General features: G+C 69.7%; 17 protein-coding genes. 7 read left to right on the top strand and 10 right to left on the bottom strand.

Translation table 11 applies throughout. The features are described 5' to 3' along the window. Positions 1-128: 128 nt before the first annotated feature. Positions 129-530, top strand: coding sequence for a type II toxin-antitoxin system VapC family toxin (locus tag AB4Y94_RS14440; protein WP_441728581.1), 402 nt, complete (start codon positions 129-131; stop codon positions 528-530). 79 nt (positions 531-609) lie between these two features. On the opposite strand, the gene AB4Y94_RS14435 is transcribed toward AB4Y94_RS14440, so the two are convergent. Next, positions 610-4161, bottom strand: a complete 3552-nt coding sequence (locus tag AB4Y94_RS14435) for a S8 family serine peptidase (protein ID WP_441728580.1) — start codon at positions 4159-4161, stop codon at positions 610-612. A 347-nt stretch (positions 4162-4508) separates the two neighbouring features. Here AB4Y94_RS14435 and AB4Y94_RS14430 point away from each other — a divergent pair, with 347 nt between their 5' ends. From AB4Y94_RS14430 to AB4Y94_RS14415, 4 genes are read left to right on the top strand one after another with little or no spacing between them, the layout of a single operon-like run. Then, the gene (locus AB4Y94_RS14430; RefSeq protein ID WP_441728579.1) at positions 4509-7637 is read left to right on the top strand and encodes an FtsX-like permease family protein; all 3129 of its coding nucleotides are present in this window, start codon (positions 4509-4511) and stop codon (positions 7635-7637) included. Then, the gene (locus AB4Y94_RS14425; RefSeq protein ID WP_441728578.1) at positions 7634-10426 is read left to right on the top strand and encodes an FtsX-like permease family protein; all 2793 of its coding nucleotides are present in this window, start codon (positions 7634-7636) and stop codon (positions 10424-10426) included. Before AB4Y94_RS14430 ends, AB4Y94_RS14425 begins: the two co-directional genes overlap by 4 nt. 4 nt (positions 10427-10430) lie before the next feature. Continuing rightward, positions 10431-11432 (top strand): ABC transporter ATP-binding protein, encoded by a 1002-nt coding sequence (locus AB4Y94_RS14420; RefSeq protein WP_441728577.1) that lies wholly within the window; start codon positions 10431-10433, stop codon positions 11430-11432. Further along, complete coding sequence (locus tag AB4Y94_RS14415) at positions 11429-12145, top strand: ABC transporter ATP-binding protein (protein WP_441728576.1); 717 nt, start codon at positions 11429-11431, stop codon at positions 12143-12145. The genes AB4Y94_RS14420 and AB4Y94_RS14415 overlap by 4 nt, the downstream gene beginning before the upstream one ends. Positions 12146-12316: 171 nt before the next feature. Here AB4Y94_RS14415 and AB4Y94_RS14410 read toward each other — a convergent pair whose 3' ends face one another. After that, positions 12317-13531 carry an NADP-dependent isocitrate dehydrogenase gene (locus AB4Y94_RS14410; protein WP_441728575.1) on the bottom strand — a complete coding sequence of 405 codons (1215 nt, stop codon included), beginning with the start codon at positions 13529-13531 and terminating at the stop codon, positions 12317-12319. Between the two features lie 151 nt (positions 13532-13682). Here AB4Y94_RS14410 and AB4Y94_RS14405 point away from each other — a divergent pair, with 151 nt between their 5' ends. Both AB4Y94_RS14405 and AB4Y94_RS14400 read left to right on the top strand, forming a co-directional pair. Then, a complete protein-coding gene (locus AB4Y94_RS14405) occupies positions 13683-14135 on the top strand; it encodes a GNAT family N-acetyltransferase (RefSeq protein WP_441728574.1) in 453 nt (150 codons plus the stop codon). 23 nt (positions 14136-14158) lie between these two features. After that, complete coding sequence (locus AB4Y94_RS14400; protein ID WP_441728572.1) at positions 14159-14479, top strand: MGMT family protein; 321 nt, start codon at positions 14159-14161, stop codon at positions 14477-14479. A 244-nt stretch (positions 14480-14723) separates the two neighbouring features. Here the strand turns inward: AB4Y94_RS14400 and AB4Y94_RS14395 are convergent, their stop codons facing one another. From AB4Y94_RS14395 to AB4Y94_RS14360, 8 genes are all read right to left on the bottom strand, one after another. Then, a complete protein-coding gene (locus AB4Y94_RS14395) occupies positions 14724-15209 on the bottom strand; it encodes a MarR family winged helix-turn-helix transcriptional regulator (RefSeq protein ID WP_441728570.1) in 486 nt (161 codons plus the stop codon). Between the two features lie 113 nt (positions 15210-15322). Beyond that, positions 15323-17128: an ABC transporter ATP-binding protein gene (locus AB4Y94_RS14390; RefSeq protein ID WP_441728569.1), complete on the bottom strand. Its 1806-nt coding sequence runs from the start codon at positions 17126-17128 to the stop codon at positions 15323-15325. Beyond that, on the bottom strand, positions 17125-18984 hold the full coding sequence (locus AB4Y94_RS14385) for an ABC transporter ATP-binding protein (protein WP_441728567.1): 1860 nt from the start codon (positions 18982-18984) through the stop codon (positions 17125-17127). The genes AB4Y94_RS14390 and AB4Y94_RS14385 overlap by 4 nt, the downstream gene beginning before the upstream one ends. A gap of 441 nt (positions 18985-19425) precedes the next feature. Next, a complete protein-coding gene (gene ddaH / locus AB4Y94_RS14380; protein ID WP_441728566.1) occupies positions 19426-20205 on the bottom strand; it encodes a dimethylargininase in 780 nt (259 codons plus the stop codon). Positions 20206-20703: 498 nt separating this feature from the next. Further along, positions 20704-21783 carry a Glu/Leu/Phe/Val dehydrogenase dimerization domain-containing protein gene (locus AB4Y94_RS14375; protein WP_441728565.1) on the bottom strand — a complete coding sequence of 360 codons (1080 nt, stop codon included), beginning with the start codon at positions 21781-21783 and terminating at the stop codon, positions 20704-20706. 280 nt (positions 21784-22063) lie between these two features. Next, on the bottom strand, positions 22064-23755 hold the full coding sequence (gene purH / locus AB4Y94_RS14370; RefSeq protein WP_441728564.1) for a bifunctional phosphoribosylaminoimidazolecarboxamide formyltransferase/IMP cyclohydrolase: 1692 nt from the start codon (positions 23753-23755) through the stop codon (positions 22064-22066). Continuing rightward, a complete protein-coding gene (gene purN / locus AB4Y94_RS14365) occupies positions 23752-24345 on the bottom strand; it encodes a phosphoribosylglycinamide formyltransferase (RefSeq protein ID WP_441728563.1) in 594 nt (197 codons plus the stop codon). The genes purH and purN overlap by 4 nt, the downstream gene beginning before the upstream one ends. A gap of 363 nt (positions 24346-24708) precedes the next feature. Next, positions 24709-26043, bottom strand: a complete 1335-nt coding sequence (locus tag AB4Y94_RS14360; RefSeq protein WP_441728561.1) for a cell division protein PerM — start codon at positions 26041-26043, stop codon at positions 24709-24711. Positions 26044-26323: the final 280 nt, after the last annotated feature.

Below are 26323 nucleotides of genomic sequence, written 5' to 3'. Positions count from 1 at the left end.
ACCCGGGCGGCACCGATCGCCGCTGAATGAATCCTACCCAAACCGATCACAAATGATCAGGCGATGGACCGGATGGCCGTTCCCACCCTGTCGCTGCGCGGTCGATCCGACGCGCGTATGGTGTCCACATGACCCGCTTCGTCATCGACGCCCGCACCCTCCTGCACATCGTCGCCAACGACATCCGGCCGAACCCGAAGCACCAGATCGTCGCTCCGAACCTCATCCGCTCGCAGGCGCTCTCGCTGCTGTTGGAGGCGGTGCGGGCGGCTGAGCTGTCGGAGGACCTGGCCCTGCAGTACCAACGCCGCATCACCGGTCTGAAGATCCGGCTGCTCGGGGACCGGGTCTCGCTCCGGACGGCATGGAAGATCGCCCGTGAGCAGGACTGGGAGACGACCTACGACGCGGAGTATCTCGCCGTCACCCAGCTGCAAGCGGATGCCCTCGTCACCATCGATCCCGCCATGGCGAAGAGGGGCGCGACCGTCGTGCCCCTCGCCGAACTGGCTGCGCTCGTGACGGAGTGACCTGCCACGCCGAACACAACAGAGAGCGGGCGGTGGATGCGCTCATCCACCGCCCGCTCACCCGAGCCGGGTGCGTTCCCTAGAAGACGATCCAGAGCACGCTGGAACGGCTCTTCGCCGGCGACACGGTGTCGCTTCCGGCATAGGACGCCGTCACCGGGTACAGGCCGCGGCTGAGCTTCGGGAGCGTCAGCGAGCCCGCGCCCTTCGCGTCCAGCGCCACGTCGTAGTGCTTGCTGCCCACCTTCACGTCGACCGTCCCACCGGCATCACCCTTCGAGGTGACGGTCACCTTGACGGTGACCCGCTGCCAGGAGAAGGCCACGTGCTTGCTGAGCGACAGGGTGACCTTCGCGTCGTACTTCACGACCACGCCGGCCGACGTCGCGGAGGCGGACGGCAGGCCGTCCTTGGATGCCGTCACCACGACGGTGAGGGTAGTCCCGGCGTCAGCCTTGGTGACCCGATAGGTGGCGTTCGTCGCTCGCGCGATGTCGACACCGTTCGCCTGCCACTGGTAGCTGTATGCGAGCCCCTCCGTGTTCCACTCGCCCGGGGAGGCGGTGAGCGTGCTCCCGATCGCCGGGGTTCCCGTGATCATCGGCGGAACCGTGTTCACCGGGGCGTCCGGCGCGGGCGCGTCACCCGACTCCACCGCCACCACCGTCGACAACCCGGTGTCACCGTAGCCGACGGTCCCGAGGTACGAGGTGTGCGGCGCGAGCCCGGCCCACGACAGCGTGTAGGTCGCCGGAACCCCCTGCTCGCCGGAGATCACCGGCGGGTTTGCGGTGAAGGCCCCGTCACCCGCGCCCGGCATCAGCGCGAAGGTGGTCACATCGAACGCGGTCGACCCGCTGAAGACGGACACGTCGACCCGGTAGAACCCCGCTTCCGGTGACTCGATGTCGACCCGCTCATCTGCCCGCGCCGTCGCCGACTGCCAGCCGGCGACCGGGTTCCCGCCATCGCCGTCCAGTTGGTAGACGGTCAGGTCGAGGTCCGCCGTGTCGTCGACCGAGTTCAGGTCGAACCGAGCCAGTTGAACGCCGGCCGGCACCTCGACCTGGTAGCTGAACTCGTCAGTGGCGACGCCAGAACCGGTGTGCGGATTCGTGGGGTCGGCGGGGTCCGGCTGCCGCACTCCGGCGGCCAGGCCACTGAGGGACAGCGGGATGTCGCCGTCGCCGCCGGGCGTGATCGACACGTCGACCGACCCGTTGACCCCGGTTCCCGAGACCGACTCCGGTGCGACCAGTGTGACCGGCTGTACGGCGATCGGGCTGTGCACAACGGTGCTGCCGCTCACCCAGTCCAGCGAGCCGGTGGCGTACTGGTCCAGTGGCGCGTCGGTCCGGCTGAACGTCACCGTGTAGCTGGCCGACTCACCGGGTCCACCGAAGGTGAGGGTCGACGGCGAGACGACGGCGTCGATGCCTGGCATGTCGATCGGCTGTGCTGTGAAGGTTCCGGCCTGGGTTGAGGTCACCGTTCGGGTGATCGTCTCCGGCCCGGTCAGCGCACCGATTGCGATGGACGGCAGGTTGAGGTTGCTTGGATCGATCGGGTCCACCCCGACGTCGTAGCCGATGCCCTGGATGTACGCCAGCCAGTCGGCCGTTCCGTTGAGGTAGAGCAGGCCCGGCTCGAAATACTTCGTCGGGTCGGCGTGTCCCGCTCCCTGCGCGAACGGGTCGGTGACTTCGGCGCCCGCCTCGTCGAGCGTGTTGTACGCGGTGGTCATCATGGCGGACTTGACCTCTGCGGGCGACGCCTTGGGGCGCTCACCGAGGTACAGGGCGGCCAGGCCGGCGATGTGCGGCGACGCCATCGACGTTCCCGAGATGAACTGGAAGGCGGGCTCGCCGCCTTCGGCGTTCGCGGCGTCGGCGAGGATAGCCACACCCGGTGCCGTGATGTCCGGCTTCAGCAGGTCACCGCCGTCGACGGCGACCGGGCCGCGAGACGAGAAGCCCGCGACCTGGGGAACCGGCGGCGTGATGCCCGTCGTGTTGCCGGGAGCGAACGACACCGTAGCGCCAGGCGTTGCCGCGTAGGCGAAGGTGGCGTCCCAGAATTCGGCGTTCAGGTGGATCGTCGGCACGGAGTGCAGGTCGGTGTCGATCGAACTCGGCGTCTTGTTCACCAGCAACATGCCGATGCCTCCGGCGCGGAGAACCTCGGCCGACTTGGCAACCCGGTCATAGACGCCGCGCTGGCAGAACACGATGGTCCCGGCCACTTTGGCCGGGTCCAGCGAATCCGGGGCGCACAGGAGCGCGTCGGCCGGGTCGTGACCGGCGACGGCGACAAGGTCGCCACGCACCAGCGGGCCCGACAGCTCGGGTGCGCCCGGGGTGCGGTCCACGGTGATCGACGCGCCGGCGAAGGCGGAACCGTCGCCGAGGGTTGCGGTCGCCTCGTAGCTCGGGATGGTGCTGGCGGCCACGGTGGTGATCCAGGGCGAGACGTTGTCGAGCGTGGATGCGCCGGGTCCGGAGTTACCGGCCGATGCTGCCACGAAGACACCGGCAGCTGCCGCGCCGAGGAACGCCTGGTCGGTGGGCGAGACGGTGCTGGTGGCACCGCTGGCCGAACCGATCGAGTAGTTGATCACGTCGACGCCGTCCGCCACGGCCTGGTCGATAGCGGCCAGGCTGTCGGAGTTGGCGCATCCGTCGTCGGTGGTGACGTCGGGATCCGGACCAGACCAGCAGACCTTGTATGCCGCGATCTTGGCCGCCGGGGCCACGCCGGAGATGAGCCCGTAGTCGAGCCCGCCGACCGTGGCCTGCACGTCGTGGTTGCCGCCGGCGGTTGACGCGGTGTGCGAGCCGTGGCCGTCGCCGTCACGCGGGGAGAGGTACTCGCCCACGTCGACGCCGCCGATCCGGTCGGCGCCGAAACCGTCGACGTAGTAACGGGCGCTGACGATCTTGGTGGAGCAGTCATCCGCTGTGAATTGCACGCCCGTGGTGCAGACACCGGTGAATGTCGCGCCGTCTGCCTTGTTGTAGGTGACGGTGTCACCGTCGAGGTACGGTTCCGCGCCGGGCGTGGTGCCGAGTTTGGCGCCGGCGAACGACGGGTTCTCCGGGGCGATGCCGGTGTCGATGACGCCGATGACGATGCCTTCGCCGGCGTGCTCCGGGCCGCCGACGCCGGCCCAGACCCCGTTCGGGCCGGAGAGGCCCAGGAAGTCCGTGGACGGGACGGCGGTGATCTTGCCCAGCGTGTCGGGGGTGATCGACGCCACGTTCTTCTGCGCCGACAGCCGTGCCGCCTGCGCGGCGGTGAGGTCGGCCGAGAAGCCGTTCAGCGCCAGCGTGTACGAGTAGCCGATCGAAGCGTCGACGGACGCCGCAACCTCTTTCTGCTTCTTGTGCAGGAAGTTGGAATAACTCTCGGACGCTCGGCTCTGAGCGTCTAGCTTCTTGCCCGGGTCCGGCGCCGTGGCCGAGAACCCGTTCACGCCGCCCTCGTACGTGGCGACAGCGTCGTCTGCCAGCGTGACGATATAGCGCCCGGCGGTGAATTCGGTCACCGGCTGGGTGATGCCGGGGACCACCGAGGTGGACGGCGCCGCGATGGCGGCTCCGGTTCCGCCGACCAGGGCCGCTGTGGCGACCATGCCGACGGTGAGTGTGACGGCCGTGGCGCCACGAAGGGATGCGAGTGGTACTCGCCGTGCGCGCGGCGGTGACTTCAACCGCCGAATGAATGAGCTCAAGAACTTGTCCAATCCGAGAGAGTTGCCTGAAGCGTCCTGCCCCCGTTCGGGGCGTGACGTGATGCCGAACATAGCGCACCGGATTCACCCCCGACTAGGGGCAAAATAAAACGCTCTCTTTCTCCCCGAAAACGCACTTGTTGGGGTAATGCGCTCCCGATAACCCCAACGAGTGCGTTCTCGGCGAGAGGCGGGGATGGGCAACTCGCTATGCTGGCCACACCCCCACCGCTCAATGGAGACAACCTGTGGCTTCCGGTTCACTCACCGCGAAGCGCGCACGTGCCAGGTTCGGCCTCCTCGCGGCCGTCTTCGCGGTGGTGCTGGTCACGAGCTTCCTGCTCGCCGGCATCTCCGGTTTCCTTGAGGACTCCGCCCGCACCGGCATCGGGACCGTACTCGCTCACGCTCCGGCCCGCGATGCCGCGGTGCAGGTGCGCACCACCGTCTCCGACGATCCACACGCCCAGTCCACAGCCGTCGAAGCGCTGATCCGCCCCGCGGTTCGGGCCGGAGACGCCTCGGCGTCCCGCACCCTGCGCACCGGCCCGCTGCCGCTCGCGACACCGGGCCCGGAGCGAGCCGGGTCCGCTCCGCTCACGGTGGTGCTCGGTTCCGACCCGCTCCTGGCCGAGCGGGCTCGGCTGGTCGACGGCGCCTGGCCGGGCGACACCACATCGACGGACTCCGCGATCCCCGCCAGCCTCCAAGCCGACGCGGCCGGCTCGCTCGGCCTGGCCGTCGGCGACGTACTCACGGTCGGCGCCCCCGAGAAGACAGTCACGTTCCGGCTCACCGCGACCTGGCTCCCGATCGACGTGGGTGCGCCGTACTGGTTCGGTGACCCGGCCGTCGCGTCAGGTTTCGCCGGGGGCGCCATTGGCCCGCTCATCCTCGACCATGCCGAGCTCGGCCGGCTGAGGGACCTCCTCGGGGCGCCGACGGCGTACTGGACGGTGGCGCCAGATGCGGCGTCGATCCAGCCCGAGCAGCTCCCCGGCCTCTCCGAGGCCCTGGACCGGCTGGAGGAGCGGGTGAGGGACGACACGACGCTGGCCGGGGACTCCGCAAGCGTCAGCGGGAACCTGAACGTGACGATCAGTCGGATGCGGAACGGCCTGGGTGCCGCACAGGGTGTGGCAGCAGTGCCGGTGCTGCTGGTGATGCTCATCGCGGTGATCACCCTCATCCAGCTGGCCAGGCTCCTCGCCAGCGTGCGGCAGACGGAGTTCACGCTGCTGCGTGCGCGTGGCGCATCCGTCGGCCGCCTCACGGCTGTGCACGCGGCGGAGGCCGCGGTTGTCGCACTGCCTGCGGCCGGCGCTGGCGCATCCACGGCCGTCCTCCTCTTCAGGACGGCCGGATTCGACAACGCCGGAGCGGCCTCGTCGGCGTCGGCGCTGGCCACTCCCGCGCCGTGGCTGATCGCTGCCGCGGTCTGCGTGGTGTCGGTCGTCGTGGCCGCGGCATCGACCTGGCGCTCCGCCGCACGGGCCTTCCTGCACGTGCGCGACGCGGACTCCGGCCGCGCCACGACCGCCGCCACCGTCGGCGCCGGGGTGCTCATCGCCGGTGCTGCCGCACTCTCGCTCTGGCAGTTCCGCCTGTACGGATCGCCGCTGGCCACCGGCGCGGACGGTTCGACCCACATCGACCCGGTCGCGGCGCTCGCCCCCGCGCTCTGCCTCCTCACGCTCGCCCTGCTCGTGCTGCTGCTCTTCGGCCCGCTCCTTCGGCTTGTGCAGGCTGCCGCCGCCCGGACCCGCGGCATCAGCTTCGTGCTTCCGACCCGGCAGGTCGTCCGTCGCATCCCGGTCTTCGCCGTTGCGGTGCTGCTGGTGACCCTCTCGTCCGGAGGAACCACCCTGGCCGCCGCGTATGCGGCCCGCTGGGCGGCGCTCGATTCGACCGCTGCGTCGATCCGGAACGGCAGCGACGTGCGCGTGCGCCAGGAGACGCCCCGCACGGTGGGCGCTCCGGAGTCGCTGATCACCGCGACGCGGTATGCCTCGCTCGACCATGTCGAGGCCGCGATCCCGGCGCTGAGCAGCCCGGTGAGTATCGCCACCGACGAGGTGACGCTCACTGCGTTGTCCACCGCGAACCTCCCCGCCGTGGTGCGCCCGGGCGGTTCGATTGACCCGATCGCGCTGGCCGCCGCCTTCAGCCCGGCACCGGCGGGCATCGTACTGACGGATGTCCGCGACACGGTCAGCGTGACCGTCTCCGTTCCACAGGACGCCGTCGCCGCCCCCGTCCGCCCCGGACACGTGGACGCCTTCGCCTGGGTCGCTGACGCCGACGGGGGACTCCTGCGCCTTCCGCTCGGCCGGATGATGCTGGCCGATCCGACCGCGGGCTCGCTCGGCTCGGCACTGCCGGCCGGCGCTGCGCCGTGGAGCCTGCTCGCATTCGAGGCCGTGCTTGCCGATTCCGACGGCGCCACCGGGGTGCGCGTGCAGTTCGAAGTCGCTGGGAACGCGCCGTACCTGACGACGGTCGCCTGGAACCATCCCGTCGGACGACTGATGACCCGCGGCGATGACACCGCCACCGAGTTGCCGGTCGTGCTCACCGAGGACCTGGCGAAACGGATTGGCGCTTCTGGCGGCGACAGCCTTTCGTTCCTCCTCTCCGCCACCGGGGAATCGGTCCGCGCCATCGTCGCCGGAACCGCGCCGGCCATCCCCGGCTCCACCGCGACCCTGGGCATTCTCGCCGACCTCCCGGCCCTCAACGATCACCTGCTCCGGGCCGGGGACGTCGTGCCGCAACTCGGCGACGTGTGGATCCGGGTGAGCGACGCGACGGGTGCCGCTGGCGGATTCGACGCGGCGGCGGCATCCGTTGCCCGCGCGTCGACGCTGCTGCCGCACTACCCCGCCCGGGTCAGCACGACCGCGGGCGAGTCCGGCGGGCCTCTGCTGCGCCCCGTCGTCACCGTGCTGTGGTCGGGCATGGCGGGGGCGCTTCTGCTTGCCGTGATCGCGGTGCTGTCGGTCACCGTCACCCTCATCGGGTCCCGGAGCGGGGAGGTGATCGTGCTGCGCGCCCTCGGAATCTCCGACCGGGCGCAGGCCCGTTCCCGCACCGCCGAATTGAGCGCGGTGGTGATCTCCGCGCTGCTGCTCGGCGTCCTCGCGGGCTTCATCGTCTCCTGGCTCACAGTCGGCGACCTGGCCGGCGCCGCGGTCTCCGGCGCGGGAAGCGACCCACGTGCCAGCGCTGCGTTGCGTGTTCCGCCCGGGTTCGATGCCGCGGAGTGGGCTGCGTTGCTCGCCGGATTCCTGGTCGCGCTGGCCGGCGTTGCCCTCAGCTACGGGCACCGGGTCCGCTGCCAGGCCGCGGACCGCACCAGCAGGGAGGAGACCCGATGATTCGGCGCCGCGGCAGCGTCCGGAGGGCGCCCCGCCGCTCGCATGTCAGCGCGCCGTGGCTGATCTGGCGTCAGGTCTCCGCGAACGTCGGCGCTTCGGTCACTGTCGCGATCGTCGTCTTCGCCCTGGCGGTCCTGGCCGCCGGCGTCCCACGACTGATCACGGCCATGTTCAACTCGAGCCTGCAGTCGTCGGTCGCTTCCCTGCCGCCCCAGCAACGCGACCTCGTTGGCGTGGGACGCGGCGGACCGGCCGCCGGCGCGTCCGTTCAACCCGGTGCACACGGGCTGACCGCCGAGCAGGACGCGGTCTGGGGCCGACAGGAAGACGCACTCGACACCGTTCGGGCCGGCATGTCTCCGCCCTTACGAGACGTGGTCGGCGACGCCGAGTACGTCACGCTGCTGGATGCCGGCGCCTCCCGCCCCACCGACCCGAACCGGCCGGCGCCGAGCAGCAAGCTCTCCATGGCCTTCGACCCGCACCTGCTCGACCGGGTGAGCATCGTCGGGGGAACCGCACCGTCCCCGGCCAGTGCTTTGCTGCTCTCCGTGGGGGTGGTCGACGTCATCCTGTCACGCGCCACGGCCGAACGGTTGCAGCTGCGGGTGGGCGATGAACTCCGCGTGGAACTCCACGGCGCCGGCCAGATCGTCAGGCTGGCCGGCATCTTCGAGGCGCGGGACCCGCGCGCCGAGTACTGGCGGCATGTTGACGGGTCGCTCGAGCCCACCGTCCTGAGCGCCGGAATGGAACCGCTTATCATCGGCGTGGCCTACGCGGATGCGGCCTCCTGGCCGCAAGCGGCGGGTTTGTCAACGGATGCTGCCACCCAGGTCTGGTTCCCGGTGCATGCCGACCGGTTCACCACAGCGGACGCCTCCTCGGTCGCCGATGCGCTGCGCGCGTTCACCCGGCTGACGCATCCGATCGCGCCGGCCGGGGACACCTCGTTCTCACCAGGACCCCGGCCGCTGTCTGTGCTGACCTTCGCCAGCCGGCTCGGTTTCACACTGCAGGAGGTGGCGGAGCGCGGCGCGGCTACCAGCGCCGTGCTGGCGCTGAGCGTCTCCGGGCCGATCGGCGTGGCCCTGGTCGTCCTCGTGCTTGGGTCACGCCTGATCATCGACCGCCGGAACCAGGGCCTTGCTCTCGCGTCCGCACGTGGTGCCACGCCGCTGCAGGTGCGCACCGTGCTCGCCGCCGAGGGAGCAGTCATCGGCGTTCCGGCCGCCGTAACCGGAACAGCGGCCGGAACAGTGGTTGGCGCCCTCCTGGTTCCGGCCGCCACTGCGTTCCCCGACGTGCTGCTTCCTGTCGTGATCGGCATCGCCCCGGCGCTGTTGCTCGCGTTCGAAGGGAACGGCCAGGGGGTGCGGCGGTCGCGCTCCGACATCGGCACGGCGGTGTCACGCCGGGGCTGGCTGCTGGAGGTGCTCATCGTGGGGCTTGCTGTGGCATCCGTTGTGCTGCTGACCCAGCGCGGCCTCACCACGTCAAGTGCGGCGGTGGGCGTCGACCCGTTGTTGGCGGGGACCCCGTTGCTGTTGTCACTGGCCGCCTGTGTGGCGGTGATGCGCCTCTACCCGGCCCCGCTGGGCATGCTGTCGCGGCGGCTGAAGTCCGGCCGGGGCCTCGCCGGGTTCCTCGGTTCCGTTCGGGCGCTCCGCGACCCTGCTGCCGGGTTCGCGCCGGTGCTGGCGCTGGTGTCGGGTGTGACGGTCGCGGTGTTCTCGGTTGGAATGGTGTCCACCGTGCAGGCCGGAGTCGACACGGCGGCGCTCGCCCGAGTGGGTGCTGACCTGCGGGTGAGCGCCCCCTACCTCTCCGCCGACCAGCTGGCGGCGGTGCGGGGCAGCCCCGGCGTGCTGGCCGTCACGCCGGTTTACGCCGAGATCGGTTCCATCATGACCATCGCCGGCAGCCGCCTGCCGGTGAGTGTGCTGGTGGTCGACGCGGCTGACCTGGACCGGGTGCAGCGCGGGGTGCCAGGGGCGCTGCCGCTGCCAGCGGGGCTCAGCACGGTCGTGGACGATGACATTCCGGTGGTGGTCTCAGCGGATGTCGCCGCCCAGCTCGACGCCGGCTCCGCCGCCGAGCTGGGCGGGCATACCCTCAACGTCGTCGCCACCGCGCCGAGTGTGAGCCCCCTCACCACCGGACGTGCGTGGATGCTGGTGGACCGGGCGAACGCCGCCACGGTTGTTGGATACACACCGGCGCCCGGCGTCGCGCTGGTGGACCTGGCCGACGCGGCACATCGTGGGCAGGTGGCGGGTCGCATCCGTTCGCTGCTCGGCACGGATGCCATCGTGGACAGCCCCGCCGCGGTTGCCGCGACGGCCGGCAGCGACACGACGGTGGGCGGGCTCCGGATCGCTTCGATGCTCGCGGTGCTGGTGGCGTGGCTCCTCACCGCCCTCGCCGTCGTGCTCATGCTCGTGCTCGGTGCGCCGGCGCGGACGCGGATGCTTGCCTTGTTGCGGGCGCTCGGCCTGGAGCGCCAGAGGGCCACGGCCCTGGTCGGCTGGGAGGTCGGGCCGGCCGCGGTGGCGGCCCTGGTGGTGGGCACCGCGCTCGGCTACGCGTTGCCGTTCCTGGTGCTGGCCGCCGTCGACCTCCGGCCGTTCACCCACGGCACCGTGCAGCCGGCCGTCGTGCTTGATCCCTGGCTGCTCGTGCTCATGCTCGGCGGCTTCGTCCTGGTGATCTGCGCGGGGGGCTGGCTTGCCCTGGCGCTGGCGCGACGCACCGACGCACACTCACTCCGTACCATCGAGGAAGGATGACGATATGAACGCTGGCACCGCCACTGGCTTCGCGGCAACCCACGTCGCCGCGCAGGGGACAGAACCGCACGTCCTCTGCGTCGACCTGGTGCGCATCTTCACCGCGCAGGGCGTCGAAGTCCAGGCCCTGCAGGGGCTGAACCTGCGGGTGGACGAGGGAGAGCTCGTGGCGTTGGTCGGCGCCTCGGGCTCCGGCAAGTCGACGCTGATGACCATTCTCTCGGGTCTCGACACCCCCACCGCCGGCACGGCGCGGGTCGCCGGGCATGACCTGTTGTCGATGAAACGCGCCGAGCGGGTGTCGTTCCAGCGGCACAGCGTGGGATTCGTCTGGCAGCAGACCACTCGGAACCTTCTCCCTTACCTGACCGGGTCCGAGAATATCGCGCTGGCGCTGTCGGTCGGCCGCACCGTGCCGCGCTCCGGCCGTCGGGCGGCGTCGACCGAACTGCTCGAGCTTCTGGAGGTCGGCGCCTGCGCCGACCGGCGGCCTGGCGAGATGTCAGGGGGCCAGCAGCAGCGGGTCGCCATCGCGGTGGCCATCGCGAACTCGCCGCGGGTTCTGCTCGCCGACGAACCGACCGGCGAGCTGGACGAGGCCACCAGCGCTGAGGTGCTCGGCGCCATGGAGTCCGTGAACCGGGAGCGTGGAGTGACCATCCTCATCGTCACCCACGACCCCGCGGTGTCGGAGCACGTGCGGCGCACGGTGCAGATCCGTGACGGCCGCACGTCCACCGAGCTGCTGCGCAGCACCCGGCTCGACGAGCATGGTCGGGAGCACAACATCGCCGAGGAGTTCGCCGTTCTCGACCGGGCCGGCCGGTTGCAGCTGCCGCAGGACTTCACCACCAGCCTGAGGTTGCGCGACCGGGTGCGCCTGTCGCTCGAACCCGACCACGTCGGGGTGTGGCCGGGGCAGCGATCCGCAGACCGGGCCGCCACGATCGAGGCGGACGCAGCTCCGCTCGTGGACACAGATCCGAACGCTGAGGAGCGCTCATGAGACTGGCCGATCCCTGGTCCACGACCGACCTGACCGATGCCGCCGTCGTGCGAGCAGCATCAGTCAGCCGGGTTTTTCGTACCCCGGCCGGCGACGTGCACGCGGTCACCGACGTGAGCCTCGAGGTCGCTGCGGGCGAGCTGCTGGTGGTGCGCGGGCGGAGCGGCTCGGGCAAGACCACGCTGCTCAACATCTTGGGTGGCCTCGACCGGCCCGACGGCGGACAGGTGTGGCTCGGCGACACTGAGCTCACCGCGATGGATGAGCACGCACTGGTCGAGGTGCGTCGCAAGCGCCTCGGCTATGTGTTCCAGACGTTCGGGCTCATCCCGGTGCTGTCCGCGGCCGAGAACGTCGAGGTCCCGCTGCGGATCCAGGGAACGGATGCCGCCGAGCGCGATGCCCGCGTGTCCGCCATGCTTGAGCTGGTCGGGTTGGGCGAGCATGGCGCCCAGCGGCCGTACGAGCTCTCCGGCGGGCAGCAGCAGCGGGTCGGTCTGGCGCGGGCGCTGGTCGCCCGGCCGCGGATCCTGCTCGCCGACGAACCCACCGGCCAGCTCGACAGCGCTACCGCCGGCGCGGTGATGGACCTGATCGGCGACCTGGTGCGCTCGGAGGGTGTCGCCGCGATCGTGGCCACGCATGACCCGCTGCTCATGCGCCGCGCCGACCGGGTGCTCGAGCTGCACGACGGCCGCCTGCTCCCCGCCTGACCCCATCCTCGCTTCCCGCCGAAACCGCATTTGTTGGGGTTATGCGGGCCTGATAACCCCAACGAGTGCGTTCTCGGCGAGCGGGGGAAAGCACGAGAAGCCCCGACCTGTGACGGTCAGGGCTTCTCGAAGCGGATGCCGCGGGTGCGGCAGGGTGCGGCAGGGTGCGGGTTACGCCAGGCGGGCCTGCAGGTTCTCGGCGAGCGCTGCGAGGAACTCCTCGGTGGTGAGGTAGCCCTGCTCCGGACCCACCAGGAGGGCGAGGTCCTTGGTCATCTTGCCGCTCTCGACGGTCTTGATGACGACGTCTTCGAGGGTGTGGGAGAACTCGATCAGGGCCTGGTTGTTGTCCAGCTTGCCGCGGTGGGCGAGGCCACGGGTCCAGGCGTAGATCGAGGCGATCGGGTTCGTCGAGGTCGGCTTGCCCTGCTGGTGCTGGCGGTAGTGGCGGGTCACGGTGCCGTGGGCGGCCTCCGCTTCGACGACCTTGCCGTCAGGCGTGGCCAGGACGGAGGTCATCAGGCCCAGCGAGCCGAAGCCCTGCGCCACGGTGTCCGACTGCACGTCGCCGTCGTAGTTCTTGCAGGCCCAGACGTAGCCGCCCTCCCACTTCATGGCGGATGCCACCATGTCGTCGATCAGGCGGTGCTCGTAGGTCAGCCCGGCTTCGTCGAAGGCGGCCTTGAACTCGGCGTCGAAGACTTCCTGGAACAGGTCCTTGAACCGGCCGTCGTAGGCCTTGAGGATGGTGTTCTTGGTGGACAGGTAGACCGGGTAGTTGCGGTCAAGGCCGTAGTTGAGCGACGCGCGGGCGAAGTCGCGGATCGACTCGTCGAGGTTGTACATGCCCATGGCGACGCCGCTTCCTGGCGACTGGAACACCTCGAACGACTGTGCCTCGCCGCCGTCCTTCGGGGTGAACGTCATGGTGAGGGTGCCCTCGCCCTCGAAGCGGAAGTCGGTGGCGCGGTATTGGTCGCCGAAAGCGTGACGGCCGATGATGATCGGCTTGTTCCAGCCGGGGACCAGGCGCGGGATGTTCGAGATGATGATCGGCTCACGGAAGATGGTGCCGCCGAGGATGTTGCGGATGGTGCCGTTCGGCGAACGCCACATCTTCTTCAGGCCGAACTCCTCGACCCGCGCCTCGTCGGGCGTGATGGTGGCGCACTTCACGCCGACGCCGTGCTTCTGGATCGCGTGCGCCGCGTCGATCGTGATCTGGTCATCCGTCTCATCGCGCTTCTGGATCGAGAGGTCGTAATACTCGAGGTTCACGTCGAGGTACGGGTTGATCAGCGTGTCCTTGATGGCCTGCCAGATGATGCGCGTCATCTCGTCGCCGTCGAGCTCGACGACTGTACCTTCAACCTTGATCTTCGACAATGCGTTCTCCTCAGAAAGTCGGGGGGCCGAACGGCCATCGACAATCTTACCCGAGGCCGGCAAGTATCTCGACATCGAGACACTTTCGGGCCAGGCGGGTCCGCACAAAGCCCGACTACCAACGGGCCCGGTGGCACGTTAGCCTGTTCCCATGGGTGACCTGAGACTGGAAGAACTATCCGCCGGCAATATCGCTGCCGCCAACAGCTTGAGCCTGAAGCCCGGCCAGGAGCAGTTCATCGCGCCGGTCACGTATTCCGTGGCCGCCGCCACGATCAATCCCGCCACCTCCTGGCAGCGCGTCGTGCTGCTCGACGACCGGGTGGTCGGTTTCATCCACGGCAACTTCGACCCCGACTCCCCGCAGGAAGAACTGCGGGCCTGCATCTGGCGCATCAACGTCGACGCCGAGGTGCAGGGCAAGGGCGTGGGCAGCTTCGCCGCGCACGCACTCGCCGAGGAAGCCAAGAAGCGTGGGTTCGACCGCATCACGGTGATCTGGGAACCGGGCGAAGAAGGCCCAGAGGCGTTCTTCCACCGCATCGGGTTCACCGACGTGGGCGAGACCCAGTACGGCGAGATCATCGGCGCGCTGGAGCTGTAGCGACGGCCAGGGAGGTCCAGTCCATGTCCCTGTCGCGGGAGCGTTCCTTCGTCGAGGACGTGCTCGACATCGTGGCGCAGATCCCGCCCGGACGGGTGATGACCTACGGCGACGTCGCGGCCGTGCTCGGCTCCCGCGGCGCGCGCGTGGTCGGGCAGGTGATGTCCCGCTACGGGACTGATGTGCCCTGGTGGCGCGTCATCCGCGCCGGCGGACACCCTCCGGTCTGCCACGAGGAGCGCGCCCTGGCGCACTATCGCGCCGAGGACACCCCGCTCACCGGGTCGGCGACAACGGATGACTACCGCGTCGACTACGCATCCGCTCGCTGGTCACCGGGGTAGACCCGCCCACGTCGGCGCACCCTAAACCGCGTGGCGTCGCCGACCCGCGTGGTGCTACCCACCCGCGCGGTGCTACGGACCCGCGCGGTGCTACCGACCCGCACGGTGCCCGCGAAACCTCGTGGCGCCCCCGAAACGGCGTGGCGCGACGGCCTTGGCGGTGGCGCCACGCCATTTCGGGCGCGCCGAGCGCGCGTACGGCCGCCCCGCACCGTGCCGCCCGTGTGAGTGGACGGGGAGCCGGCTACTCCGGCTCCCCGATGATCGCGGCGAGACGTTGCAGGGCCGGCAGACTGGCCTGGATGTGGGCTTGCTCACCCGGTGAGAGTCGAGCGGTCGCCGCCGAGAGTGCGCCGGCCCAGGCCGCCTCGAGCAGGGTCTTGATTCGCAGGCTTTCCGCTGTCGGATGCAGCGTGACGTATCGCCTATCGGAGGTTTCCCGGGTCCGGGTGACGAGGTCGAGTGCGACGAGTTCGCGGAGTTGGGCGCTGACGTTGCTGAGCTGCCGGCCGAGCCGGGACGCCAGGTCGGCGACCGTGATGCCGGGGTGGTTCTCGATCACGCGCAGGATCTCCAGCAGCCCGTTCGACAGCGGCCGGACACCGGTGCCCTCCAGGGACTTCCGCCGCACGTCGGAGGCGATGTCCAGGAGCGCGACAGCGAGGGTCCGGTGGTCCAGCGGCGTCGCATCCGCTTCGGGCGCGGCCGGGTCGGGCGCAGAACTGTCCATGCCACCAACATAGGGCTCCCGCCCTGGCCCTTCGCGCCGAACCTGCACTTGTTGGGGTTATGCGGCCCGCATAACCCCAACAAGTGCGTTCTCGCGTGCCTGGCGACGGATGCTTACACCAGCGAATCCCGCCAGGCCGCGTGCAGCTGCGCAAACCGCCCGGTGCCGGAGATGAGCGCCTCGGGGGTGCCGTCCTCGACGATCACCCCGTGCTCCATCACCAGCACCCGGTCGGCGATCGCCACCGTCGACAACCGGTGCGCGATGATCACCGCGGTGCGGTCGGAGAGCAGCGTCTGTAGCCCCTCCTGCACCAGGCGTTCGCTCGGGATGTCGAGCGAGGAGGTCGCCTCGTCGAGGATCAGCACCGCGGGGTTCGCCAGGAACGCCCGGGCAAACGAGATCAACTGGCGCTGCCCAGCGGACACCCGCCCGCCCCGCTTGTTCACGTCGGTGTCATACCCGTTCGGCAGGCCCTCGATGAACTCGTGCGCCCCGACGGCACGCGCCGCCGCGACAATCTCGTCGAAGCCGGCATCCGGTTTTCCGATGGCGATGTTGTCGGCCACCGAACCGCTGAACAGGTACGCCTCCTGGGTCACCATGACGATCGCCCGGCGGAGGTCCTTGGGGTGCAGGTCGCGCAGGTCGATGCCGTCGAGCAGCACCCGGCCGTCCGACGGGTCGTAGAACCGGGAGATGAGCTTGGCGAGCGTCGACTTGCCGGCCCCGGTGGATCCGACCAGGGCGATGGTCTGCCCCGCGGGGATCTCCAGGTCGAAATGCGGCAGGATGACGCGGTCGGCCCGGTAGGCGAACTGCACATTCACAAACCGCACCTGCCCGCTGGCCTCCCAGAGATCCACCGGCTTCAGCGGATCCGGCACCCCCGGGCGCTCCTCGAGCACGCCGGAGATCTTCTCCAGCGCCGCCGCCGCCGACTGGTAGGAGTTGTAGAACATCGCCATCTCCTCCATCGGGTCGAAGAAGCGCCGGGTGTACAGCAGCGTCGCCAGCAGCGCACCGATCGCGAGCTGGCCGTCGACCACCCGGAACCCGCCGACCAGCAGCACCAGCGCCACCGTCACATTGCCGATCAGCACCAGCCCGGGGTCGAAGATCCCGAACAGCTGGATCACCCGGCCGTTGACGTCGCGGTAGTCCTCCACCAGTGCGCCGAACTGCTTCTCGTTGCGTTTCTCCTTGCGGAACGCCTTCACCGCGCGGATGCCGGTCATGGTCTCCACGAAATGCACGATCAGCTTCGCCGATGCCACCCGCGACTGGCGGAACAGCTTCTGCGAGCGCACCTGGAACCAGCGGGTGAGGATGGCCAGCGGCACCAGGGAGCCGAACAGCACCAGGCCGCTCACGCCGTCGATCGCGAACAATGCGACGGCCGTGAACACCATGTACAGCAAGCCCTGCACCAGCTGGTTGATGCCCGAATCGAGCAACTCCCGGATGGAATCCAGATCGCTGGTCTGGCGCGAGATGATCCGGCCGGAGGTGTAGGACTCATGGAATTCGAGGCTCAGCTTCTGGGTGTGCAGGAAGACGCGCTTTCGCAGGTCGATCAGCACGGCCTGGCTGATCCGCGCGGAGAGCACCGTGTACCAGGCGATCAGGAGCGCGCCGATCACCCCGGTGACGAGGTAGATGCCCCCGGTGGCGAACAGCGGAACCCAGTCCTGCGCCACCAGCGCCGGGAGCCCCTTGTCGATGCCGAACGCGATCAACGCCGGGCCGGCCACCTGCGCGGCGGTCGAGACCACCACGACCAGCATCGCCAGGACCACCCGCCATTTGAGCGGCGCGAGCAGGGACCCGAGCAGGCGCAGCGAGCGCTTGCGGATCTGGCTGCTTTCATCCTTGGTGAAGTCGTGTCGTTCCTCACCCTGTACACCGGTCACAGTCACAGCGAGTCCTCCTTTCGCATCGACTCTCGTCGCTCTTCGTCTTCCAGGCTGGAGATGACGAACTTGTAGTGCTCGTTGCTGGCGAGCAGGTCGGAGTGCCGCCCGACCGCGGTGACCCGGCCGTCCTGCAGCAGCGCCACCCGGTCGGCCAGCATCACGGTCGACGGCCGGTGGGCCACGATCAGCGCGGTGGTCTTGGCCAGGATCTTCCGCAGCGCCGCCTCAACCAGTGCCTCGGTGTCCACGTCGAGGGCCGACAGCGGGTCGTCCAGCACCAGCACCGCCGGGTCTGCCGCGACCGCCCGCGCCAGCGCGAGCCGTTGCCGCTGCCCGCCGGAAAGACTCATGCCCTCCTCGCCGACCATGGTGTCCACACCCTCGGGAAGGTCGTAGACGAAACCTGCCTGGGCGATCGACAGCGCCTCGGTGAGCGCGGCATCCGCTTCGGCCGATGGCTCGGCGAACTCGGGCCGTCCCAGCAGCACATTGTCGCGAACCGATGCCGAGAACAGCGTCGCGTCTTCGAACGCCATCGCGAGATGGCTGCGCAACTCCTCGCGGCCGAGGTCGCGCACGTCGACACCGTCGAGCTTCACCGCTCCGTCGGTGACGTCGTACAGCCGGGTGGTCAGCGCGGTGAGCGTTGACTTGCCGGACCCGGTGAGCCCGACCAGTGCCATGGTCTCCCCCGGTTCGAGCTCGAGGGTCACGCCGTCAAGCAGGTCGGGGAACCGCTCGGGTGAGTCGTGGTAGCGGAAGTGCACGTTCTCAAAGGTGAGCCGGCCCTGCGGCTGGTCGATGGTGAGCGGATGCTCCGGGTCGACGATCGTGTTCGGCGCGTCGAGGATGTCGAAGAACCGGTCGGTCGCGGTGCGGGTGTCGAACGTCATCGAGAGCAGGAAGCCGATCGATTCCACCGGGAACCGCAGCACCGTCGCCGTCGCGAAGAACGCGACCAGCTCGCCGACGGTCAACTGCCCCTGCCCGGCCAGCCACACCCCGGCCATCAGGCAGAGCGCGAACGCGACGTCGGGCACCAGCAGCAGCCAGAGCCAGATGCCGGCGATGGCGCGGGCCTTCTCGATCTCGGTGCCGCGGAGGTCTTCGGCCTGCGACTCGAAATTCTTCAGCGCGTACTTGCCGCGCCCGAAGGCCTTCAACACGCGGATGCCGTGTACCGACTCCTCGACGGCGGTCGCGAGGTCGCCGGCCTGGTCCTGGCTGCGCCGGGCGATGACCGAGTACTTCTCCTCGAACACGTAGCCGTAGATCCAGATCGGGATCGAGCAGACCAGGAAGATGAGGCCGAGGATCCAGTTCATCGAGACCAGGATCACGAAGCCGATCGCGATGGTGAGGAAGTTCACCACCAGGAGCACGATCCCGAACGAGATCCAGCGACGGATCAGGTTGAGGTCGCTGACGGCACGGGAGAGCAGCTGGCCACTCGGCCAGCGGTCGTGGAAGTTCACCGGGAGGTCCTGCAGGCGGGCGTACAGTGCGTTGCGCAGCCGCGCCTCGACGTGGGTGCCGGGGGTGAGCACGAACCAGCGCCGCAGCGCGATCATGATCGCCTCGACCACGCCGAGCGCAATCACGACGACCACCGCGGGCCAGATCTGGCGGGGGTCCCCTTCAGAGAGGGGCCCGTCGACCAGCACCTGGAGCACCTGCGGGATCGCCAGGGCGACCAGGCCGGCGAGCAGCGCCGCGAGCATGCCGAGGTAGATGCGCGGCATCGCCGGTTTGGCGTACGGGTACAACCGCAGCAGGGTGCGGAACGTATTCGGGCGGGCCGGCTGGTGCGCCGTTGCGTCCGGTTGTGGGGGATGTTGCTGCTCGGTGAGCGCGGTCATGTGTCCAGTCCTGAAAATGAGGTGTCGATCAAACGGGGGCGTCGTCGAACGCGGCATGACGGCATCCGTTGAAGGAGTGAGTATGGGAAGCGGGAGCGGGTCCCGTGCACAGTTCAGTTGACGGCCGTGCGGCCGAGGCGGTGCAGCCGGGGCTGCGGAGGCGATTCGCTAGGCGAGGAACCGGCTGCTGTTGCCGAGCGGGGCGGCGAGGGCAGAGGCAGCGCCATTGATCGCAATCGCGGGGATTGTGAGCTGTGCTGTCTGTGTCATGTCGGCCTCCTGAGCGCGGTGAATATCGTCTTGTGCCCCCCGGGTCAGGCAGCCTTACAGCTTACGGCCCGGCACCACTCCCACGCAAGAACTTCTTTCGGCTATTCTCCGCGAACCTGCACTTGTTGGGGTTATCCGAGCCTCATAACCCCAACAAGTGCGTTTTCGCGATCAGCGGATGCGAACGCTCAGGCAGGTCACGCAACCCTCGAGCTTTTCGAACTCGGAGATGTCGGTGGCGATCACCCGGTAGCCGAGGCTTTCAAGCAGCGCGGAGGTCCGCGGCGCTGCCGCAGACATCAGCAGGGTGCGCTCGTCGAGGACGACGACGGCGGTACCCTCCTGCTCGGGCACGGCCAGGAATTTGGGGAACAGGCGGGGGTTGTCAACCAGCGGCGGGTAGCCGATGACGGTCCCGTCCGGCAGCGCGGTGACTGCGGTCTTCAGGTGCAGCACCTTGGTGACGGGCACCGGCACGACCGTGTACCCGAGCGGGCCGACGATCATTGCGAGCTGCTCGGCGCCGGCGGCATTGGTGCGGAGGCTCTGGCCCACGTACACGGTGCGTCCGACCTTGAGCACGTCGCCGCCGTCCAGGGTCGCGGGCAACTCGAGGTGTTCCACGCGGAGGCCGAGCTCCCGCACGGCCGCCTCCGCGGCCTCGGTCTCCCCGCGGCGGCTCTCCGCGCCCGGGCTGGTGATCACCGCGACGTCGCCGAACATCACCACGGCGTCCTCGACGAACACCGAGTCGGCGTGCTCGGGAAGTGGCGCCACTTCGACGATGTTCCAGCCCTCCGCCGCGAGTTCGGCCACATAGTCCGCCCACTGCTCGCCCGCGTATGCCACGTCAATCGTGGTGCGTTCGATGTGGGTGAGCAGTCCCTCGGCGAGGTTGGCAGCCGGCTGGCGGACGAGGGCGATCTTGCGGGGTTCGGCGGCGTTGTCCATCACCCCAGCCTACGTTCGGTTGCACCCCGAGTCGCTCGCACGCCGCGCCCGCTCACACCCGCGCCCCCGCCCGCGCCGACTATCGCACCCCCGCTCTCGCGCTCCTGCTTGCCCGCGCTCCCGCTTGCCCGCACGCCCGCACGCCCGCACGCCCGCTCTCGCGCCCGCTCTCGCGCCCGCTCTCGCGCCCGCTCTCGCGCCCGCTCTCGCGCCCGCTCTCGCGCTCGCGCTCTCGCTCTCGCTCTCGCGCTCTCGCGCTGCGGAATCGTCCACACGCGGTGGGCCTGCCCTACGCGCGTGGAGGAAACCGCAGCGCGTGCAGAAAACCGCAGCGCGACGGAACCACAGTGTGCGCACGAACCGCGGCCCGAAGTAACCAGCGTGGGCATGAATTACAGTGCAGACGAATTACGTGCGCACGACCGCAGGGCGCACGAATCACACTGCCCACGAGCCGCGCGCCAACGAGCCGCGCGCGCACGAGCGGCGCGCGGCCGTTTAGACGGCGGCGTCGAGCCGCCCTGACGCGAGGCGCTCCGCGGCCGCGAGGGTCGTGATCGATTGCTCGTGGGCATCCGTGAAAATCGTGGATAGGGTATCGCCGATCGCGTCGACCCGCGCCGCGATCGCGGTCGGGTCGGCGTTCGGCTCTGACGCCATCGACAGGTAGATCACACCGCCGGCATTGACCACGAAGTCGGGCGCCCAGAGAATGCCGCGCGCGGCCAGCTGGTCGGCGCCGGACGGGTCCGCGAGCTGGTTGTTAGCTGCCCCGACGACGCCGAGCACGTTGAGCTCGCTGATCACCCGGCCGGTGAGCACCCCACCGAGGCCGCACGGCACGAACAGGTCTGCTTCGAGCCGGACGGCGTCATCGACGCCGACCCAGGCGGCGCCGAGTTCGTCGGCCAGCTGGCGCTTGGCCGGGTTGACGTCGGCGACGCTGAGGGTGGCGCCGGCCCTGGCGAGCGCGGTGGCCAGTCGTCCGCCGACCTGGCCGAGGCCGGAGATGACGATGTGTCGCCCCGCGACCTCACGGCTGCCGAAGATGACGTCGAGGGTGGCAAGAATGCTCGCGTAGACGCCGGCCGCTGTCGCGTCGGCGGGTTCCCCCACGCCACCCTGGTCCGCGGGCAGGCCGCAGACATGGGCGGTGCGTTCGGCGACGATGGCCATCAGCTCGGCGCTGGTGCCGACATCCTCCGCGGTCATGTAAGCGCCGCCCAGGCTTTCGATCGCATCGCCGAGGTCCAGCATTGCGTCGCGTTTCTGCTCGTCGGTGAGCACGGTTCCCATCGGCAGGTGGATCACCGACTTGCCGCCGCCGCGGGTCAGGCCGGCCGCCGCATTCTTGAGCGTCATCGCGGCCGAGAGCCGGAGGGCGTCGGCTACCGCATCAGTCCAGCTCTGGTACTGCCAGACGCGGGCTCCGCCGAGCGCCTGGCCGAGGCGGGTCGAGTGCACGGCGACGGTGATGGTCAGTCGGGAACGGGTTCCGGTGGTGATGAGCACCCGTTCGTGGGTGAAGGGCAGTGAAGCGAGCGCATCCAGCGACGGTGATGGTTGCGTAATGGTCATCGGGACTTCTCCTTGGGCGGGCCTTGTGGGCAGGTGTGTTGGCGCGCATTTTGTGATGCGCCGTCATCCTCAGACTAGCCGCGCCCGGCCGCTGCGTCAGGATTTACCGAAACCGGCCGACAGGGTGACCGCTTCGCCGGTGGCTCATTCAGGACCAACCCGGCCCCGCGGCATCCGTTGCCCCGGAAACACGCGGAACCGCAGGCAACCCGCGCGCACCACCGCCGACGCTCAGGAGTCGGCCCGGGCGCCGGCCGGCCGGCGCCGCAGCACCCGCGTTCTAGTGGAAGAAGTGCCGCTCGCCGGTGAAGTACATGGTCACGCCGGCCGCGGTTGCGGCGGCGATGACCTCCTCGTCGCGCACCGAGCCGCCCGGCTGCACCACCGCGCGCACCCCGGCGTCGAGCAGCACCTGCAGCCCGTCGGCGAAGGGGAAGAAAGCGTCGGAGGCCGCGACCGATCCGGCCGCCCGCTCCCCCGCCCGGTCCACGGCGAGGTGGCACGAGTCGACCCGGTTGACCTGTCCCATTCCCACCCCGACGGATGCCCCGTCCTGTGCGAGCAGGATCGCGTTCGACTTCACCGCGCGGCACGCCTTCCAGGCGAACTCGAGGTCCGCGCGGGTGGCGGCGTCGACCTCGGCGCCGCTGGCGAGCGTCCAGCCCTCTGAGCTGAACCCGGCAAAGGTGTCGGGCTCCTGCACCAGCAGGCCGCCGGAGATCTGGCGCAGCTCCAGGTCGGAACGGCGGTACTCGGCCGGAAGCTGCAGCAGCCGGATGTTCTTCTTCTTGCTCAGCAGTTCGAACGCGTCAGCGTCAAAGCCCGGCGCCACCAGCACCTCGGTGAAGATGCCGCTGATGGTTTCAGCCATCGCCAGGGTGACCACCCGGTTCGCGGCAATCACGCCGCCGAATGCGGAGACCGGGTCGCACTCGTGGGCGCGACGGTGGGCAGAGGCGATCGGGTCCGGCGCGTTCGCCGCGGCGACGGCGATCCCGCACGGGTTGGCGTGCTTGATAATGGCAACCGCCGGCTCGGTGAAGTCGAACGCGGCGCGCACCGCGGCATCCGCGTCGACGTAGTTGTTGTACGACATCTCCTTGCCGTGCAGCTGGGCGGCCTGGGCGATGCCCTGGCCGCCGTCGCCGAGGTAGAGCGCGGCGGCCTGGTGCGAGTTCTCGCCGTAGCGCAGCACCACTGCGCGGGAGGCCTCGACCACCAGGGTGTCGGGGAAAGCCATCGCACCGTCGGGTGCGTCGAACGAGGAACCGAGCACGGCATCGAACTGTTCGATGATGTCTTCACCGAGTGATTCGGTGTCGTCCTGCCATTGGTCGTAGACGTTCTCGGTGAACCACGCGGAGACGCTGAGGTCGTAGCCGGCCGTGTGCTCGAAGGCGAGCGAGGCGAATTTCTGGCGGAGCCTGAGCGACGTGCCGCCTGCCTCGACGGCCGTGATGAGCTCCGGGTAATCCGACGGGTCGACCACGATGGCGACGTTGGCGTGGTTCTTCGCCGACGCGCGCACCAGGGTGGGTCCGCCAATGTCGATCTGCTCGATCACCTCGGCCGGTGCCGCGCCCGAATCGACCGTCTCAACGAACGGGTAGAGGTTCACCACCACGAGCTCGAACGCGGCGATGCCGAGTTCCCGCAGCTGCTGCTCGTGCGTTTCGAGGCGCAGGTCGGCGAGGATCCCGGCATGCACGGCGGGGTGCAGGGTCTTCACCCGCCCGTCGAGCGACTCCGGGAACCCGGTGACGCTGGCGACATCCGTCACCTCGAACCCGGCAGAGCGGATGCTTGCCGCCGTCGACCCGGTCGACACGATTTCCACTCCGGCCGCGCTCAACGCCGCGGCCAGTTCGGTGAGGCCGGTCTTGTCGCTCACCGAGATGAGAGCGCGCTTGACGGCGATGACATCGCGGTCGCGGTGCTGGCCGCTGGAGGCTGGGGTGGTGTGGCCGCTCATGCGTTCGAGTGCTCCTTGAGGTTGACGTGTCCGTTGGCGATGTCGAGCACGGCCTGCACCAGCAGGCGTCGCTCGACGGTCTTGATGCGGTCGTGCAGCGAGGATTCGGTGTCGCCGGGCAGGACAGGCACTCGTTCCTGCGCGATGATCGGCCCGGCGTCGACTCCCTCGTCCACGACGATGATGCTGGCACCGCTCTCGGTCACACCGGCGGCGAGCGCGTCACGCACACCGTGCGCACCGGGGAACTCGGGTAGGTAGGCCGGATGCGTGTTGATCAGGTGCGGGGACAGTGCGGCGACCACGCGCGGGGGCAGGAGTCGCATCAGGCCGCTGAGGATGACCAGGTCGGGCTGCCACTGCTGGATCTGCCCGAGCAACTCGTCGCCCCAGGCTTCCCGGTCGGCGTGGGAGGAGTAGGCGACGGTGAAGGTCGGGATTCCGAACTCCTCGCCGAGCTCGAGGCCGTCGGCGTCCCGGTCGGCGCCGATGGCGACCACCCGAGCCGGGAACTCGGCGTCCTCGGACGCTTCAAGGAGGGCCCGGAGATTGGATCCCCCGCCGGAGATGAGAACAACCAGTGACAGCACCCATTGAGCTTATCGTCCGCGGCTGTGCCCCGAGGCGGGGCCCTCGGTCCGCTGCCGGTCGCTCAACGGTTCACGCTGCGGCTTCCGCCTCACGCTGAGGTTCCTGCCTCATGCTGCGCTTGCCGCCTCACGCTGCGTTTTCTGCCTCGCGCTGCGGGCCCGCCATCCGCGTGTGGCTATTTCCGCAGCGCGACGGAGAAGCCGCCGCCCAGCGCTGCCGTTTCTGCCACGCGCTGCCGTTTCTGCCTCACGCTGCGGCTTCCGCATCCGCTTCACGCTGCGGTTTCTACCACGCGCTGACGATTCCGCCTCACGCTGCGGGCCTGCCATGCGCGCGTGGCGATTTCCGCAGCGCGACGGGCGTCAGCGCTGGTCGCGCCGATACCCGGCCAGCATCCCGACGCAGGCCGCGATCCCGATCTCCACGAAGGCCAGCGCTCCGACCAGCAGCGGGTTCGGCCCCACATCGGCGAGGCGGCCCGGCCCCATCGCGCCGGCCGACCACCAGGCGAGCAGCCCGAGCAGCACCCCGGCCACCACGCCCATACCCAGTCCGGTAGCCAGCTGCAGGCGAAGGCTGGGCTGCGGGATGCCGGGGCGGTGCATCCGCTGCCTGATCACGACGGCGCAGGCGAACCCCACCACGACCGGCACGATCAGGCCGAGAAAGCCGATCGCGAGGGAGCCGTGGGGCAGGGCGCCGAAAATGGGCAGACCGGGCACCGGGCCGAGCACGGTGCCGACCGGCGACACGCTGGTGCCGACACCCACCGCGATACCGGGCCCGACGAACCAGGACGCCGCCCAGATCACCAGGTTCGGAATCAGCGCCAACTGGGCCAGCGTGAGCGTGATCCCGCCCATCACCCCGGCCTGCAGGGCCTCATAGAGCCCGATGATGGTGGCGTAGTTGGCGAGGATTATCACCGCGACGGCGATTCCAGACGCGGCCATCACCCCGGCGACGGCGGCGGTGCCACCGCGGAGCGCCCCGGCCACGCCGGCGCGCTGGTCCGCCGGCAGGGCCAAATAGCGGCGACGGATGCCCCGGGTCACCGGGTCGAGTCGGTCACCGGCGCCGGGCCCGCTGCCTGATGCGCGGGCGGAGCCGATTCCAGTCCCGACGGCTGAACCGAAGCCGGGGCCGGCACCCGACCCGCTTCCGGCGGACTCCGGCGTGCGGGCGGCGCGGCGGACCCCTGCGACGACGGCGCCGATCACCACTCCGACCGCGAAGATGCCGGTCGGCAACAGCACGCCCTGCGCGTGGGCGGGGCGCACCACGGCGTCGCCGGCGGAGAAAGTGAGCAGGGTGGCGAGCACCCCGTAGGTGGCGACACCGGCCACCATCCCCACGATCGGGTGCGGCGTCTCCGAGGCGCGGGCGCCGGTGCGCACCCCCAGCAGCACGGCCAGCAGGGCGAATCCGAGCAGCGCGGTGGTGATCCAGAAGGGCGCCTCGGCGCCCGGCAGCCCGAGGGCGGCCACGGTGGCCGGGTCCAGCTGCACCAGCAGGTCGACGCCGTTGCCGAGCAGCCAGACGTCCACGGCGGCGCGCCAGGAGACGAACCAGTCGATCGCCAGCCCGAAGTGGGTTGCCCACAGGACAGTGAGCGGAACCAGGGCGATGCCCACCCCGATGGCGACGACGATAAGCGCCTCGAGCGCGGCAAGCAGGGCAGTCGTTATGCGGTTCATCGGCCTCTGAGCCTACCCGCCGAACCTCGGTTCGGCGGGACGCTGCACCGGCGCGGGCGCATCCCACTCGGCCGGCGCATCCCATTCGGCAGGCGCGGCCCGCCGCGTACGGACTCGATCGAGGCGGCGCCCTGCCGCCCGCCCGCTTGGACCGGGGCATCCGTGCTGGTCTCACAAACCGGCACTTGCGGAATGGAGGACCAGCAGCTAAGTTCTCTGTAGTGGCCGCTACAGAGAAGTAGTAACGGGCATTTCTTTCAACGACGAGGGAGTAACGCAT

Origin of the sequence: Glaciibacter sp. 2TAF33 (assembly GCF_052114945.1) — a bacterium.
Classification (GTDB): domain Bacteria; phylum Actinomycetota; class Actinomycetes; order Actinomycetales; family Microbacteriaceae; genus Cryobacterium.
The sequence above is the reverse complement of the archived record's forward strand: the minus strand, read 5'-3'. Positions and strand labels throughout refer to the sequence as shown.

Excerpts from the sequence above, each read along its gene's own strand:
- AB4Y94_RS14375 (WP_441728565.1), bottom strand. The coding sequence starts at position 21,783 with ATGACCATTACGCAACCATCACCGTCGCTGGATGCGCTCGCTTCACTG.
- AB4Y94_RS14435 (WP_441728580.1), bottom strand. The coding sequence starts at position 4,161 with ATGGTCGCCACAGCGGCCCTGGTCGGCGGAACCGGAGCCGCCATCGCG.
- AB4Y94_RS14395 (WP_441728570.1), bottom strand. The coding sequence starts at position 15,209 with ATGGACAGTTCTGCGCCCGACCCGGCCGCGCCCGAAGCGGATGCGACG.
- ddaH (WP_441728566.1), bottom strand. The coding sequence starts at position 20,205 with ATGGACAACGCCGCCGAACCCCGCAAGATCGCCCTCGTCCGCCAGCCG.
- AB4Y94_RS14420 (WP_441728577.1), top strand. The coding sequence starts at position 10,431 with ATGAACGCTGGCACCGCCACTGGCTTCGCGGCAACCCACGTCGCCGCG.
- AB4Y94_RS14425 (WP_441728578.1), top strand. The coding sequence starts at position 7,634 with ATGATTCGGCGCCGCGGCAGCGTCCGGAGGGCGCCCCGCCGCTCGCAT.
- purH (WP_441728564.1), bottom strand. The coding sequence starts at position 23,755 with ATGAGCGGCCACACCACCCCAGCCTCCAGCGGCCAGCACCGCGACCGC.
- AB4Y94_RS14385 (WP_441728567.1), bottom strand. The coding sequence starts at position 18,984 with ATGACCGCGCTCACCGAGCAGCAACATCCCCCACAACCGGACGCAACG.
- AB4Y94_RS14440 (WP_441728581.1), top strand. The coding sequence starts at position 129 with ATGACCCGCTTCGTCATCGACGCCCGCACCCTCCTGCACATCGTCGCC.
- AB4Y94_RS14405 (WP_441728574.1), top strand. The coding sequence starts at position 13,683 with ATGGGTGACCTGAGACTGGAAGAACTATCCGCCGGCAATATCGCTGCC.
- AB4Y94_RS14360 (WP_441728561.1), bottom strand. The coding sequence starts at position 26,043 with ATGAACCGCATAACGACTGCCCTGCTTGCCGCGCTCGAGGCGCTTATC.
- AB4Y94_RS14415 (WP_441728576.1), top strand. The coding sequence starts at position 11,429 with ATGAGACTGGCCGATCCCTGGTCCACGACCGACCTGACCGATGCCGCC.
- AB4Y94_RS14400 (WP_441728572.1), top strand. The coding sequence starts at position 14,159 with ATGTCCCTGTCGCGGGAGCGTTCCTTCGTCGAGGACGTGCTCGACATC.